This window comes from Klebsiella spallanzanii (assembly GCF_902158555.1).
Taxonomy (GTDB): Bacteria; Pseudomonadota; Gammaproteobacteria; order Enterobacterales; family Enterobacteriaceae; genus Klebsiella; species Klebsiella spallanzanii.
Map to the genome: position 1 here is coordinate 100,569 of NZ_CABGGS010000006.1, position 14,571 is coordinate 115,139.

Here is a 14,571-nt window from a genome sequence, read left to right on the forward strand (position 1 = left end):
TGATGTGATAAATAGTAGCCTTCACATTGGCAAACAAAAAGCGGAAGGATTTGTTGTCATCATTCAAAAAAATTGACTTAGAATTAACCTGCAATTAATCGCTGTGGATGGGTATAGATAGTTGCCCTGCCCGGCTTGCAGAACCCTACCAGCGTCAGGTTGCAGCGCTCGGCAACGTCGACTGCCAGCATCGTCGCCGCAGAGACCGCAAACAGGATTTCTACTCCGCACATGGCCGCCTTCTGCACCATTTCATAGCTGGCGCGGCTGGAGACTAAAGCGGCGCCATTGCGCCAGGTATCCCCGAGTTCCGCGCGGCGTCCGAGGAGTTTATCCAGCGCCACGTGACGGCCCACATCTTCATAGCCACCCGACAGGTCGCCGGAAGGACTCACCCAGGCCGCGGCATGCGTACAGCCGGTCAGGCGGCCTATCGGCTGGAAATCATTCAGATGCGCCAGCGCGCGATCGAGGTTCGCCAGGTCGAACGTCTGGGTAAACGGCAGCGGCTGCACCGGCTTACCGATATCGTTGAGCTGCTCCACGCCGCAGACGCCGCAGCCGGTGCGCCCGGCCAACGCGCGACGGCGCTCTTTCAGCCCCATAAAGCGGCGGCTGGACAGCTCAATTTGTACTTCCAGACCGTTGCAGGCCTGCACAACGTCCATGCCAAAAATCTCGCGCCGACTTTCTATAATCCCTTCGGATAAGGAAAAGCCCACCGCAAACTGCGGCAGATCTTTCGGCGTCGCCATCATTACGACATGCGAGATACCGTTGTAGACTAGCGCAACCGGAACTTCTTCAGCCAGATAATCTGCCTGAGCGGCGTCCATACTGGCTCGCGACCAAATAAGACGCGAATCTGCGCCAGCGGGAGAAAGGGATTGAGACATGGTTTTACCTGGAAGTCGTAACAATAACGCGGTTATTTCAGCACGGATAGTCGGCCGTAGCAAACCCGATACCCAAAGTGAACTTGCGCATCATCAACGATACTTACAAAGCTAAAGCGCATAGCGTTATATAAATTGATACATATCACTCGGCACATTTTAATAACTCAACTTTTTGCGCAGAAATGAGCTAAAAACAACATTATCTTCCCCCTCAGTATACATACCGGAAACATTCTCAAAAATTGTGATATTCTAAATAGGGTTATTCCACTGGCTACCTGACAAATATCAATCCCTCAGAAGTGGTACGCATCAGCGGCAGGCAGCCAGAAAAATCATAACAATTGATGAGCAATGTCGAAACAAGGAGCGAACCATGCAGGTCAGCAGAAGGCAGTTCTTTAAGATCTGCGCTGGCGGTATGGCAGGAACCACGGCGGCTGCGCTGGGCTTTGCCCCCGGCGTAGCGCTCGCGGAAACACGGCAGTACAAGTTGCTGCGCACCCGCGAAACCCGTAACACCTGCACTTACTGTTCCGTTGGCTGTGGGCTGTTGATGTATAGCCTCGGCGACGGCGCAAAAAACGCCAAAGCGTCTATCTTCCATATTGAAGGTGACCCGGACCACCCGGTCAACCGTGGCGCGCTCTGCCCTAAAGGGGCCGGTCTGGTGGACTTCATCCACTCCGAAAGCCGCCTGAAGTTTCCAGAATACCGCGCGCCAGGCTCCGATAAATGGCAGCAGATCAGCTGGGATGAAGCGTTCGATCGCATCGCTAAGCTGATGAAAGAGGACCGCGACGCCAACTTTATCGCGCAAAACAGCGCAGGTACCACCGTCAACCGTTGGTTGACCACCGGTATGCTGTGCGCCTCCGCGTCCAGTAACGAAACCGGCTATTTAACCCAGAAATTTACCCGCGCGCTCGGTATGCTCGCGGTCGACAACCAGGCGCGTGTCTGACACGGACCAACGGTAGCAAGTCTTGCTCCAACATTTGGTCGCGGTGCGATGACCAACCACTGGGTCGACATCAAGAACGCCAACCTTATCGTGGTGATGGGCGGCAACGCCGCTGAAGCACACCCGGTAGGATTCCGCTGGGCGATGGAAGCCAAAATTCACAACGGCGCTAAGCTGATTGTGATCGATCCGCGCTTTACGCGTACCGCGTCAGTGGCTGATTTCTATACCCCAATTCGTTCCGGTACTGACATTACCTTCTTGTCAGGCGTCATCCTGTACCTGTTGAACAACGAAAAGATTAACCGTGAATACACCGAAGCCTATACCAACGCCAGCCTGATCGTGCGTGAGGATTACGGCTTTGAAGACGGTCTGTTCAGCGGCTACGATGCCGAAGCCCGCAAGTACGATAAAACGTCCTGGAACTATGAGCTGGATGAAAACGGCTTTGCCAAACGCGATACCACGCTGCAGCATCCACGCTGCGTCTGGAATCTGCTGAAGCAGCACGTTTCCCGCTATACGCCGGAAGTTGTCGAAAATATCTGCGGCACGCCGAAAGCTGACTTCCTTAAAGTCTGCGAGTACATCGCGGAAACCAGCGCCCACGATAAAACGGCGTCGTTCCTCTACGCGCTGGGCTGGACGCAGCACTCCATCGGCGCACAGAACATCCGTACGATGGCGATGATCCAGCTGCTGCTCGGTAATATGGGGATGGCGGGCGGTGGCGTAAACGCCCTGCGCGGTCACTCTAATATTCAGGGTCTCACCGACTTAGGGCTGCTGTCGCAGAGCCTGCCTGGTTATATGACGCTGCCGAGCGAAAAACAGACCGACCTGCAAACCTACCTCGCCGCCAACACGCCAAAACCGCTGTTGAAGGACCAGGTAAACTACTGGGGCAACTACCCGAAATTCTTCGTCTCCATGATGAAGGCCTTCTTTGGCGATAAAGCGACGGCGGAAAACAGCTGGGGCTTTGACTGGCTGCCGAAGTGGGACAAGGGCTACGACGTGCTGCAGTACTTCGAAATGATGAACCAGGGCAAAGTGAATGGCTATATCTGCCAGGGCTTTAACCCGGTGGCCTCGTTCCCGAACAAAAACAAGGTTATCGCCTCGCTGTCGAAACTGAAGTTCCTGGTGACTATCGATCCGCTCAACACCGAAACGTCGACCTTCTGGCAAAACCACGGTGAATCGAACGATGTCGATCCATCAAAAATCCAGACTGAAGTGTTCCGCCTGCCGTCCACCTGTTTTGCCGAAGAGAACGGTTCTATCGTTAACTCCGGCCGCTGGCTGCAGTGGCACTGGAAAGGCGCGGACGCCCCGGGGATTGCGACCACCGACGGTGAGATCCTTGCGGGTATCTTCTTACGCCTGCGTAAGATGTACGCCGAACAGGGAGGTCCAGCGCCGGAGCCGGTGCTGAACATGACCTGGAACTACTCCACTCCGCATGAACCGGCCTCGGAAGAAGTGGCGATGGAGAGCAACGGTAAAGCGTTGGCGGACATTACCGACCCGGCAACCGGCGCGGTTATCGTCAAAAAAGGCCAGCAGCTCAGCTCGTTCGCACAGCTGCGTGATGACGGTACGACGTCCAGCGGCTGCTGGATCTTCGCCGGTAGCTGGACGCCGGACGGCAACCAGATGGCGCGTCGTGATAACGCCGACCCGTCGGGCCTTGGCAACACGCTGGGCTGGGCATGGGCATGGCCGCTGAACCGCCGCATTCTCTATAACCGTGCCTCCGCGGATCCGCAGGGTAAACCATGGGATCCGAAGCGCCAGATCCTGAAATGGGACGGCGCAAAATGGGCCGGTATGGATATTCCGGACTACAGCGCCGCCGCACCTGGCAGCGATGTCGGGCCGTTTATCATGCAACCGGAAGGGATGGGGCGTCTGTTCGCTATCGATAAGATGGCGGAAGGGCCGTTCCCGGAACACTACGAACCGTTTGAAACGCCGCTAGGAACTAACCCGCTGCACCCGAACGTGGTCTCTAACCCGGCCGCTCGCGTCTTTAAAGGCGACCTTGAGCAGATAGGTAAAGCGGAGAAATTCCCTTACGTCGGTACCACTTATCGTCTGACCGAGCACTTCCACTACTGGACCAAACACGCGCTGCTTAACGCCATCGCGCAGCCGGAACAGTTTGTGGAGATCGGTGAGAAGCTGGCGAACAAACTCGGCATCGCCCATGGCGATACCGTGAAGGTCTCCTCTAACCGCGGCTACATCAAAGCCAAGGCGGTGGTGACCAAGCGTATTCGCACGCTGAAAGCAGACGGTAAGGATATCGATACTATCGGTATTCCGATTCACTGGGGCTACGAAGGGGTGGCGAAGAAAGGGTTTATCGCCAATACCCTGACGCCGTTCGTCGGTGATGCGAATACGCAGACGCCGGAATTCAAGGCTTTCCTCGTGAACGTGGAAAAGGCGTAACGGAGACGACTTATGGCTTATCAATCGCAAGACATTATCCGTCGTTCCGCGACTAACGGCTTCACCCCCGCGCCGCGTGCGCGGGATCATCAGGAAGAGGTGGCGAAGCTTATCGACGTCACCACCTGCATCGGCTGTAAAGCCTGTCAGGTGGCCTGTTCCGAGTGGAACGACATCCGTGATGAAGTGGGTCATAACGTCGGGGTGTACGATAACCCCGCCGATCTGACCGCCAAATCCTGGACGGTGATGCGCTTCTCGGAAGTCGAGCAGAACGACAAACTGGAGTGGCTGATCCGTAAAGATGGCTGTATGCACTGCGCGGACCCGGGCTGCCTGAAGGCCTGCCCGGCGGAAGGGGCGATCATCCAGTATGCCAACGGCATCGTCGACTTCCAGTCCGAGCAGTGCATCGGCTGCGGCTACTGCATCGCCGGCTGTCCGTTTAACGTGCCGCGACTCAACCCGGAAGACAACCGCGTCTACAAATGTACGCTGTGCGTCGACCGCGTTAACGTTGGCCAGGAACCGGCCTGCGTGAAAACCTGCCCGACCGGCGCTATCCACTTTGGCTCCAAAGAGGATATGAAAACGCTGGCGGCAGAACGCGTGGGCGAGCTGAAAACCCGCGGTTACGACAACGCAGGGCTGTACGATCCGGCCGGTGTTGGCGGCACGCACGTGATGTACGTGCTGCACCACGCCGATAAGCCGAATCTGTACCACGGCCTGCCGGAGAACCCGGAAATCAGCGCTACGGTTAAGTTCTGGAAAGGTATCTGGAAACCGCTGGCCGCTGTCGGTTTTGCGGCCACCTTTGCCGCCAGCATCTTCCACTACGTCGGTGTCGGCCCGAACCGCGCGGAAGAGGAAGAAGACAACCTGCATGAAGAGAATGACGAGGTGCGCAAATGAAAAGACGTGACACCATCGTGCGCTATACCGCGCCGGAGCGAATCAACCACTGGGTTACCGCCTTCTGCTTCGTGCTGGCGGCGGTGAGCGGGCTAGGCTTTTTCTTCCCGTCCTTCAACTGGTTGATGCAAATCATGGGAACCCCGCAGCTGGCACGCATTCTGCATCCGTTCGTGGGCGTGATCATGTTTGCCTCGTTCATCATTATGTTCTTCCGCTACTGGCACCATAACCTGATCAACCGGGACGATATTTTCTGGGCGAAGAACATTCGCAAGATTGTCGTCAACGAGGAAGTGGGCGACACCGGACGCTATAACTTCGGCCAGAAATGCGTGTTCTGGGCGGCGATTATCTTCCTGCTGCTGCTGCTGGTGAGCGGGGTGATTATCTGGCGTCCGTACTTTGCGCCAGCGTTCTCCATCCCGGTTATCCGTTTCGCGCTGATGCTGCATTCGTTCTCTGCGGTGGCGCTGATTGTGGTTATCATGGTGCATATTTACGCCGCGCTGTGGGTGAAAGGTACGATTACCGCCATGGTGGAAGGCTGGGTCACGAAGACGTGGGCGAAGAAGCATCACCCGCGCTGGTACCGTGAAGTTCGCGAAAAACAGGATAAGAGCCAATCGTAAGCGGAAGCGTTTTATGGTTCTCTGAAATGGCGTCGTTTATCGACGCCATTTTTTTAGCGGATAACGTTCAGTTTTGACAACTTTTTGACAACTTTATACAGATAACAGACCAATCGGGGTTCAGGCCGCATAAGAATGGAGTCGATTCTTTTGACAAGGAGACGTATCGTGAATCTGAAGCACCTCTTCGCAGCCCTGACCCTCAGTCTGCTGGCAACAACTGCAGGCGCACAGCAGCCTGCGCCAAAAGTGGCTATCAAGTCTGAGCTGGCCTCACCTGTGGTACTGGAAAATACGCAGGATAAAAACTATCTCAAAGTGTCGCTAACGGGATTCCCCCTGAGCGTCACTAAACGCAGTCCGATTAACCTCGCGCTGGTTATCGACCGCTCCGGCTCAATGGGCGGCGACCGCATTGAGCAGGCCACCGAAGCGGCGGTGATGGCGGTAAACACCTTAAACGCCCAGGATACGCTTTCGGTGGTGATTTACGATGACGTCGTGGATGTCATTGTGCCTGCGGCTAAACTCAACAATAAAGATAAGCTTATCAGCCAGATCCGCGAGCGACTGACCGCCCGCGGCGGCACCGCGCTATTTGCCGGCGTCAGTCGTGGCATTAAAGAAGTCAGTAAATACCTCGATAAAGCCCATGTTAACCGCATTATTCTGCTCTCAGACGGCCAGGCGAACGTCGGCCCGTCATCGACCAGTGAGCTGGCAGAGCTGGGTAAAATTGCGGCCCGCAAAGGTATCGCCATCACCACGATGGGCATCGGTAACGGCTACAACGAAGATTTGATGGCCGCCATTGCGCAGTACAGCGATGGCAACCATGTTTTTGTGCAAAATACCGGCAGTCTGGAAAAAGCGTTCACCCATGAATTTGGCGATGTCATGTCCGTTGTCGCCCAGGATGTGGTCGTTGAAATTAAAGTCGCCGACAACGTTAAGCCGCTGCGCCTGCTGGGGCGCGAAGGCGACATTCACGATAATACGGTGACGGTGAAGCTAAATCAGCTTTACGCCAACCAGGAGAAATACGTCATGCTGGAAATGCTTCCGGCAAAAGGCAAAGCTGCGCAAAGCAAGCCGCTGGCGGATGTTAATGTTCGCTACAATAACCTCGCCACTCGCCAGAAAGAAAACTGGGATGAGAAAATGGCCATTCGATACACTGCGTCTGCCAGCGAAGCGCAAAAAGCGCAGGTGGAAGATGTGATCGTCGATTCGGCCATTCAGAAATCCGCAATTCAAAACGAGCAGGCTTTAAAGCTTATCGATGAAGGCAAAATGGATGAAGCGAAAGCCGTGCTGCGTGAAAGCACAAGCCTGATGGGTTCCCTGCAGCTCAGCGCGCCAGCGCCAAAAATGAAAGCGCAAGAAAGCGCAGAAGAGAACCGCCAGTTGCTGCAAAAACTGGAAACTGAAAGCAAAGAAGCGTCTCGTAAATCACTGAAAGAACAGAACTACCGAACCAAAAATCAGAGTTCGAAAGCGGACTAACCCACAAGGAGTGCTGGATGCTCAGAAGCAAGCTGATTTACCTCATCGTCACGCTGATGTTCTTTATTCTGCTTGCTTATCTGGGTATCCGCACTCTGGAGCATGAAGTGTTATTGCGCCAGTACCAGACTCAGACTCTGGCCAAAGCCCAAACCACCAGCATTGTTGCGAGCATTGAGAACCTCCTGCAACAAAAGGCCTCACGTTTGCACACCATCAGCGATTTTATCGAACCTGAAAATGCTGCTGCTCTGCGCACCCTCAAAGAGAATGACGGCGATATTGCCGCCGTGTTTACACTGCGTAAAAACCAGCTTCTCTACCCCGATGAGCATCAGTCATTGAGCAATGAGGATAAGGAGTGGGTACGCCAGTTGACCTCGCTGGTTAACGATCCCAGCCAATTAGCCAGCCATATCCCCCACGGCGAGCAGGAAACGCCTCAGGCCGGTTGGTTTATCGCCAATGAAACTCAGGAGCCTTTACTGATCTACTGGCGCCAAAAAGGCGGCACGATAGTTGGGTTTCGCCTTTCTTATGTGCAGTTGATGATGGATATTGCGAACAACGTACAGGCCAATCCGCAAGAACGGCAGATCGTCCGCGTCACTGAAAACGGTCGTCAGCTTTATCAGAACGAAACCGCCGATTTGAACCCGCTGACGCTGCTGGATTCACGTACGCTGGATTATCCGCTCACCACGTGGCAAGTCAGCGTTTATGGCGTAAAGACACCGCTCTGGCACGTCTGGCTATGGGGGAGCCTGTTAATCATCCTGTTACTTACAGCTGTCGCCCTGTTGGGTTATTCACTGTGGCGGGAGTATACGCGCGCCGCGCGCCAGGCGCGTCAGCAAGTGGATTTTGTCAGCCAGGTGTCACATGAGCTGAAAACCCCGCTGACCAATATCACGCTCTACGCTGAACTGCTGCGTGAAGGTCTGGATGACGAACAAACCCAGGAGCAGCGGTATCTGGACGTTATCACCCAGGAAGGGCAGCGTTTAACCCGGCTGATTCAGAACATCCTGACCTTTACGCGAGCGCCAAAGCTGCATTTCCAGACGCTGGATATCTCGCAGCTTATTACGGAGATTGCCCATATCTTCACCCCTGCGCTACGGGCAAAGGAAATGGAGATTCATATTTCCTGCCCTCAAAATGTCACATTACAAAGCGATCGCGACGTGATCACGCAAATTATCAGCAATTTCTTGAGCAATAGTGAAAAATACGCGGCCAGGGGGCATCAGGTCGATATCCAGGTCAACACCACTGCGGAGCAGGTTGAGATTGCCGTTCGTGATTACGGCCCGGGCATTGCGGAGAAAGAGATGAAGATGATTTTCCACCCGTTTTATCGGGTTAAAACGTCCATCACCGAAGGAGTTTCAGGAACCGGAATTGGCCTGACTATTGCCTCTCAGCTGGCGCAACGCCTGCAAGGACGAATTCTCGTGACGGCGGAAAATCCCGGCGTCCGTTTTGCCCTGATACTGCCTCAAGGATGAGAACATGAAAATATTAATTGCTGAAGATGACGCCAATATCCGCCAGGGCCTGGTCGACGCCCTGTCGCGTGAAGGCTACACATTGATTGCCGCTCCTGACGGCGGCGCGGCGCTGACGCTCTACCATCGAGAAATGCCGGATTTCGTTCTGCTGGATATTATGATGCCCGAAATGGATGGTTATAGCGTTTGCCGCGAAATTCGTCGCCACAACGAGCATATCCCGATCGTGTTCCTCTCCGCAAAGGATGAAGAAATCGACCGTGTGGTTGGCCTGGAACTGGGAGCGGATGATTATATCAGCAAGCCTTTTGGTATCCACGAGCTGCGAGCGCGGATAAAAACCATTGCCCGGCGCTGCTTAAGCCACAACACCTCGCAGAGCAGGCTCAGTTTTCCCTTCGGCGATTTAACCGTGTTTCCCAACGAACTCTGCGCATGGCGCGGCGAACAAAAGCTGGAGCTTTCTCTGCGAGAAGTGCGAATTTTAAGTTGTCTGGAGCAGTATAAAAATCAGGTGGTTACCAGAGATATGCTTTTTGACGCCGCCTGGGGCTACGATTATGTCCCCAACAGCCGCACGCTGGATCAGCACATTTCCCGGTTACGTAAAGCCATTGAGCAGGATGCTAACCATCCCCAACTAATCCGAACGGTGCATGGTCTGGGGTATCGATATCAGGTATCGTAGCGCACACATTGCGATGTCTTAGGTATATCCCGTACGCCGATTGCGGTTATCATTAATGACATTCATCAGAGCGGGCGCATGATGCCCGCCAAATCACAGAGCGGACGCGACCATAGCCGAATCTGCTGAAATCAGGAAGTGACTAAATGAGCATTCGTATCATCCCGCAAGATGAGCTGGAAAAGAGCGAGAAACGCGCGACGGATATGATTCCACCGTTATTATTCCCCCGGCTCAAAAATTTGTATAACCGTCGTGCCGAACGCCTGCGCGAACTGGCTGAAAATAACCCGCTGGGAGATTACCTGCGTTTTGCCGCGCTCATCGCCCACGCGCAGGAAGTGGTGCTGTACGACCATCCGTTGCAGATAGACCTGACTGCACGTATTAAAGAAGCAAACGAGCAGGGCAAGCCGCCGCTGGATATCCACGTTCTACCGCGCGATAAGCACTGGCACAAGCTGCTGCATTCGCTGATCGCTGAGCTAAAGCCCGAGATGAGCGGCCCGGCGCTGGCGGTGATCGAGAACCTGGAAAAATCCTCAGAGCAGGAGCTTGAGCTGATGGCAAGCGCGCTGTTTGCGTCCGATTTTGCCTCTGTCAGCAGCGATAAAGCGCCGTTTATCTGGGCCGCGCTGTCGCTTTACTGGGCGCAAATGGCCAGCCTGATCCCGGGCAAAGCCCGTGCCGAATACGGCGAACAGCGTCAGTTCTGCCCGGTGTGCGGCTCTATGCCGGTCTCCAGTATGGTGCAAATTGGTACCACCCAGGGCCTACGCTATCTGCACTGCAACCTGTGCGAAACCGAGTGGCACGTGGTACGTGTAAAATGCAGCAACTGCGAACAGACTCGCGATCTGCACTACTGGTCGCTGGATAACGAGCAGGCGGCAATTAAAGCGGAAAGCTGCGGTGACTGCGGCACCTATCTGAAGATCCTCTATCAGGAAAAAGACCCAAAAGTGGAAGCCGTGGCCGACGACCTCGCCTCACTAGTGCTGGACGCGCGCATGGAACAAGAGGGCTTCGCCCGCAGCTCCATTAACCCGTTCCTTTTCCCGGGTGAAGGGGAGTAAAGTTGGCGTTATGTCGGGCGGCGCTTGCTGCCCGACTCACAAATAATAAGGCGTCATTACGCCTGGAATCCTGGCAAAATCTTTAGTGTTGCGCGTGACCCGTTCATACCACTCCTCGCGCAGTTTCTTTTCATATTCAACACCATCTTCCTCGCGGCTTTGCCAAAGCCCCAGCGCATTGGAAATAACGGCTTCAGCTTGCCTCTCCAGGTACTGTTCAACCGCTTCGCGCAACAGTTCCGCTCGCGGAAGATTGCGCTGCTGCTTGAGGTCTTCAAGACGTTTGATAACGTCATCTGATAAGTCGAATAGTATTCCGCCCATATCCATCCCTGCGATCATGTTCACATATGCCTCAGCTGTATCCTGGGCGACTAATTTTCAAACAACATACACCTATGGCAGACAGGGGAAAAGTGTCGTCTGAAACGATTTTCACTTTTGCGAGCCGCTTTCCATAAGATAGCAATCCGTCTGCTCGTTACAATCACCAGCGACAAAAACCCAGCCAACATCCAGAGTTGGCCGGGTAATATTTAGATTAGTAGTAGTATTCGTCAGGGTAGTTATCCGGGCACCAGTTCATCCCTTCGGGATCGGTCCCTGATAATACAGCTCGCAGGTTTCGGTGATCGTTTGCACGACGATAAAGAGTGGTATACAGCCGTTTCCAGTCATGCGGACCCGGCGTGTTCCAGTTACGCTGCCAACTATCCCCCTCTGCTGAGTGATGCCATTTACCGTTAAGACTGGCGCATTTAGTATGTTTATGCGGTTTCGCTTTACCCTCGCGAGTTCTGTCTCTGCGGGTATTAAAAGTCGACATTTTTAGTCTCCTGTTAAGGTTTCTAAAAATGCGCCTCCTTGAAATAGTTCATCTTCACTCCTCAATCCGTATATCGCGCTCTGGCGCGTATTTCCTGCATCCGTGGACCATGATGAGCGCGCTGATGACCACACATCCAGCAGGAACAACCACATGGCGAGTGAAGACAAATACCAATCTGCCTCTCGCTTCCATAACCCGCATTACGATATTTACTGCGGATTTTCTTTAGTCTTACATTATGATGCCGACGCTCGGCACGCGTTCTGACCATTTCATCACTCCTGAGTTGGCGGCACTATGCCGCATTCACATGAGTTCTGAGTACTGAAACTTCCGATTCATCATTATGTCTATCTTCCCTTAGCTAAGCGCCGGAATGACGTGCAATGGATCATTGGCGATCGCACGTAGCAGCGCTTTAGCAGGCCCCGTGGGGGAGCGCCTTCCCTGCTCCCAGTTACGTAACGTATCTACGCTTACCGATATTAACTCTGCAAATTTAGATTGTGATAATCCGGAAGACTGACGGATTTCTTTGATTTTCATAGCATCAATATGAAAGGTTCGCGAAGGCTGGCGATCTCCTTCGACTATCTCACCCATTTGGCTCATGCTTTTGGTCAATCGCTCAAACAGCGCCTTATCCATCTACCACCTCTCATTTAACATGCGGAGTACCGCCTTTTCCTGCGGAGTCAAGTCATCCTTGATGCCTTTCTGATAAATCAGTAATAACCGAATCTCAGATTTCCGGCTTTGATAAAAATAGATAACTCGTGTACCACCTCGTTTCCCCTTTCCTCGAGCACCCCATCGAATTTTTCTCAGACCACCGGTTTCTGATATCAAATCGCCTCCCTCTGGTTGTATCGCGAGGAACATTTGAAATCAGTGGTATTCATCGTCATCGAGTAATTTTTTGACGTCTTCAGTAAAGATTTCCGTTTCGATAAATAGCATTTTCCCTACGCCATTGGCTTATAGTAATCGAAATCAACTATACGTCAATGGCGTATAGCTCATATCTCTTAACATTACGATGCAGAATCAGGCAAAGCCACCAGTGCTCAATGAACATTTCACTTTTGCGAGCCGCTTTCCATAATCCTTCTGCAACCCAAATCCCCCATTTTCTTTTGCTAAGAACCAGGCTATAACACTGTATATCCAAACAGTTTAAGGGAATGGAAATGGCGCTTGAAAAAGGTATTGCAGAGCTGGTTCGGGAATTTATCGCTGCGGGTCGCCCCTCTTCGCGCGAACAGAATATTGATGACCGGAGAAACGGTTACGTCGCCAGCACCGTGTTAGCCGGGGAACAAGAAGAGCGCGTACAGGTAGAAGATATCGAACTCGAAGGCATGATTTTTCGCGTCGTCTCCCCCCTGAATGCTACTGGCGCACTGCCAGCCGTTATCTATTTTCACGGCGGCTGCTTTATCAGCGGTGGTTTTACCACGCATGACAATCAGCTCCGTCAGCTGGCGTATTGCAGCGGCTGTCGGGTAATCGCCGTACAATACAGGCTTGCGCCTGAGCACGCTTTCCCTGCTGCACATGACGATGCGGAGAAAGGTGCGCTGATTATTCAGCGCCATGCGGAGCAGTTGGGTATCGACGCTTCTCGTATTACGCTGGCTGGCGATAGCGCTGGCGGCCATCTGGCATTAGTGACCGCTCTGCGCCTTAAGACCGCCCATCTCTGGCAACCCGCACAGCTGGTGCTGATTTACCCAATGCTGGATGCCACTGCCAGCATGAAGAGCTATATCGATAACGGTAAAGATTACATCATTACCGAGGATACGCTGCTCAGCGGCTATGAAATGTACCTTTCATCAACGGAGCTCCACCATCCGGAAGCCAGCCCGCTCTGGCGTAAAGACTTTAACGGCTTACCGCCGGTGCATATTCTGACGGCAGAATACGACCCTTTGCGTGATGAAGGCGAAGCGCTATATCAGCGTATGGTTGAGCAGGGCGTTGACTGCACCTGTCAACGCTATCTCGGCGTGATTCACGGCTTCTTTCAGTTAGGCGATATTAGCGTAGCGGCGCGAAGCGCAATGAGGGATATCGCCTGGCGGGTTAAATCACCAGGCCAATAGATAAGCACAGCGGAAGGTTACTCTTCCTCGTTACCGCCCTCTTCATACGAGCCGAACGGTTTTGCGGGAAGAACGATGTAGATACCCTCAAAAACAGCGCCCAACTGGTCGTCGCCAAATAGCTCAACCTGTAACTGGACGCGCGCTTTGCGCCCTCGCGCCAGGCGGTCGAGATCGCCGCTCAATGAGCCGAGATCGGCAACGGCGCTGGGGCGACCGCTGATAGGCTGGCTATAACGAATATGAGCGTCGGCGAGGATAATCGTCCCGCCAAGGTGCCGCTCGCGCAGCATCAGCCAGATAAGCCCCCAACCGGTTAACGTTGCCTGTGAAAACAAGCTGCCGGCAAACAGCGTATGGTGCGGATTCTGGTTACCAGCCTCCGGCATGGTGGTGATAAATTTTTGCCCGGTGTACTGCTGAATGCGCACGCCCATTTTCTCGCTGAGCGGGATGTGCTGATACCAGGCCTGCTGCAGCTGCGCGCACCAGTCGCCGCGATGCAAAATATCGTCCAACGAGGCTATCGGCTTAATCATCAGAAAATGGCGAATCGGCGTGGTGGTCGGCGTGGTAATTTCACCCTGATTAACAAAACCGAGCTTAGCAAAAAACTCTACCGCATCTTCTCGTGCGCTACAGGTCACACGCTTAACGCCTTCCTGTCGAGCTACGGATTCCAGCGTCATCGCCATCAGCGTGCCCAGACCTTTATCCTGCACCGATGGGTGAACGGCCATAAAACGAATAGAGGCTTCATTCTCCGCATTGACATACAGTCGCCCAACGGCAACCAGATTACCCTCTTCATCGACCACCATCTGGTGGTGCGCCATCGCATCCCACGCGTCTCGCTCGGACCCTTTCGGCTGATGCAGCGGTTTACGCAGCATCTCCCAACGAAACTGATAGTAGCTCTCTAACTCTTCTTCTGTTTGCGGTACACGAAGGTGATACATAGCTGTACTCTCTTTTGT

At 53.7% G+C, this 14,571-nt stretch carries 12 protein-coding genes and 2 pseudogenes; 8 read left to right on the forward strand and 6 right to left on the reverse strand.

The window, feature by feature from the left end; genetic code table 11:
- Positions 1–83: 83 nt before the first annotated feature.
- The gene (fdhD, locus tag FN082_RS08875; protein WP_235891675.1) at positions 84–836 is read right to left on the reverse strand and encodes a formate dehydrogenase accessory sulfurtransferase FdhD; all 753 of its coding nucleotides are present in this window, start codon (positions 834–836) and stop codon (positions 84–86) included.
- Positions 837–1,275: 439 nt separating this feature from the next.
- On the opposite strand from fdhD, the gene fdnG reads away from it, so the two are divergent.
- The 7 genes from fdnG to fdhE all read left to right on the forward strand — a co-directional run bounded on the left by fdnG (position 1,276) and on the right by fdhE (position 10,657).
- Positions 1,276–4,326 (forward strand): formate dehydrogenase-N subunit alpha, encoded by a 3,051-nt coding sequence (fdnG, locus tag FN082_RS08880; RefSeq protein ID WP_142981464.1) that lies wholly within the window; start codon positions 1,276–1,278, stop codon positions 4,324–4,326.
- Positions 4,327–4,338: 12 nt separating this feature from the next.
- Positions 4,339–5,241, forward strand: coding sequence for a formate dehydrogenase subunit beta (gene fdxH / locus FN082_RS08885; RefSeq protein ID WP_139537247.1), 903 nt, complete (start codon positions 4,339–4,341; stop codon positions 5,239–5,241).
- Complete coding sequence (fdoI, locus tag FN082_RS08890) at positions 5,238–5,873, forward strand: formate dehydrogenase cytochrome b556 subunit (protein WP_142462284.1); 636 nt, start codon at positions 5,238–5,240, stop codon at positions 5,871–5,873. The genes fdxH and fdoI overlap by 4 nt, the downstream gene beginning before the upstream one ends.
- 168 nt (positions 5,874–6,041) lie before the next feature.
- Entirely contained in the window at positions 6,042–7,379 is a 1,338-nt protein-coding gene (locus FN082_RS08895) for a vWA domain-containing protein (RefSeq protein ID WP_139537245.1), read from the forward strand.
- A 17-nt stretch (positions 7,380–7,396) separates the two neighbouring features.
- Positions 7,397–8,890 carry a sensor histidine kinase gene (locus tag FN082_RS30155; RefSeq protein WP_142464731.1) on the forward strand — a complete coding sequence of 498 codons (1,494 nt, stop codon included), beginning with the start codon at positions 7,397–7,399 and terminating at the stop codon, positions 8,888–8,890.
- 4 nt (positions 8,891–8,894) lie between these two features.
- Positions 8,895–9,581: a response regulator transcription factor gene (locus FN082_RS08905; protein WP_142462286.1), complete on the forward strand. Its 687-nt coding sequence runs from the start codon at positions 8,895–8,897 to the stop codon at positions 9,579–9,581.
- A 146-nt stretch (positions 9,582–9,727) separates the two neighbouring features.
- Positions 9,728–10,657, forward strand: coding sequence for a formate dehydrogenase accessory protein FdhE (fdhE, locus tag FN082_RS08910; RefSeq protein ID WP_139537242.1), 930 nt, complete (start codon positions 9,728–9,730; stop codon positions 10,655–10,657).
- A 108-nt stretch (positions 10,658–10,765) separates the two neighbouring features.
- Here fdhE and FN082_RS08915 read toward each other — a convergent pair.
- From FN082_RS08915 to FN082_RS08935, 4 genes and pseudogenes are all read right to left on the reverse strand, one after another.
- A pseudogene (locus tag FN082_RS08915) lies at positions 10,766–10,999 on the reverse strand (ribbon-helix-helix domain-containing protein); the annotation flags it as partial.
- A gap of 199 nt (positions 11,000–11,198) precedes the next feature.
- Positions 11,199–11,483 (reverse strand): hypothetical protein, encoded by a 285-nt coding sequence (locus tag FN082_RS08920; RefSeq protein ID WP_139537240.1) that lies wholly within the window; start codon positions 11,481–11,483, stop codon positions 11,199–11,201.
- 363 nt (positions 11,484–11,846) lie between these two features.
- A complete protein-coding gene (gene nadS, locus FN082_RS08930) occupies positions 11,847–12,134 on the reverse strand; it encodes a NadS family protein (RefSeq protein WP_139537238.1) in 288 nt (95 codons plus the stop codon).
- Positions 12,135–12,446: pseudogene (locus tag FN082_RS08935) on the reverse strand (type II toxin-antitoxin system RelE/ParE family toxin). It lies immediately after the preceding gene.
- Positions 12,447–12,676: 230 nt separating this feature from the next.
- Between FN082_RS08935 and FN082_RS08940 the strand changes: the two are divergent.
- Positions 12,677–13,594, forward strand: coding sequence for an alpha/beta hydrolase (locus FN082_RS08940; protein WP_142981465.1), 918 nt, complete (start codon positions 12,677–12,679; stop codon positions 13,592–13,594).
- Positions 13,595–13,611: 17 nt separating this feature from the next.
- Here FN082_RS08940 and fabY read toward each other — a convergent pair whose 3' ends face one another.
- On the reverse strand, positions 13,612–14,553 hold the full coding sequence (gene fabY / locus FN082_RS08945) for a fatty acid biosynthesis protein FabY (protein ID WP_167492841.1): 942 nt from the start codon (positions 14,551–14,553) through the stop codon (positions 13,612–13,614).
- Positions 14,554–14,571 lie beyond the last annotated feature (18 nt).

What these genes read in the sequence shown, in the direction of transcription:
- FN082_RS08920 (WP_139537240.1), bottom strand. Translation starts at nt 11,483, where the DNA reads ATGTCGACTTTTAATACCCGCAGAGACAGAACTCGCGAGGGTAAAGCG.
- FN082_RS08940 (WP_142981465.1), top strand. Translation starts at nt 12,677, where the DNA reads ATGGCGCTTGAAAAAGGTATTGCAGAGCTGGTTCGGGAATTTATCGCT.
- fdoI (WP_142462284.1), top strand. Translation starts at nt 5,238, where the DNA reads ATGAAAAGACGTGACACCATCGTGCGCTATACCGCGCCGGAGCGAATC.
- FN082_RS30155 (WP_142464731.1), top strand. Translation starts at nt 7,397, where the DNA reads ATGCTCAGAAGCAAGCTGATTTACCTCATCGTCACGCTGATGTTCTTT.
- nadS (WP_139537238.1), bottom strand. Translation starts at nt 12,134, where the DNA reads ATGGATAAGGCGCTGTTTGAGCGATTGACCAAAAGCATGAGCCAAATG.
- fabY (WP_167492841.1), bottom strand. Translation starts at nt 14,553, where the DNA reads ATGTATCACCTTCGTGTACCGCAAACAGAAGAAGAGTTAGAGAGCTAC.
- fdxH (WP_139537247.1), top strand. Translation starts at nt 4,339, where the DNA reads ATGGCTTATCAATCGCAAGACATTATCCGTCGTTCCGCGACTAACGGC.
- fdhD (WP_235891675.1), bottom strand. Translation starts at nt 836, where the DNA reads ATGGACGCCGCTCAGGCAGATTATCTGGCTGAAGAAGTTCCGGTTGCG.
- fdhE (WP_139537242.1), top strand. Translation starts at nt 9,728, where the DNA reads ATGAGCATTCGTATCATCCCGCAAGATGAGCTGGAAAAGAGCGAGAAA.
- FN082_RS08905 (WP_142462286.1), top strand. Translation starts at nt 8,895, where the DNA reads ATGAAAATATTAATTGCTGAAGATGACGCCAATATCCGCCAGGGCCTG.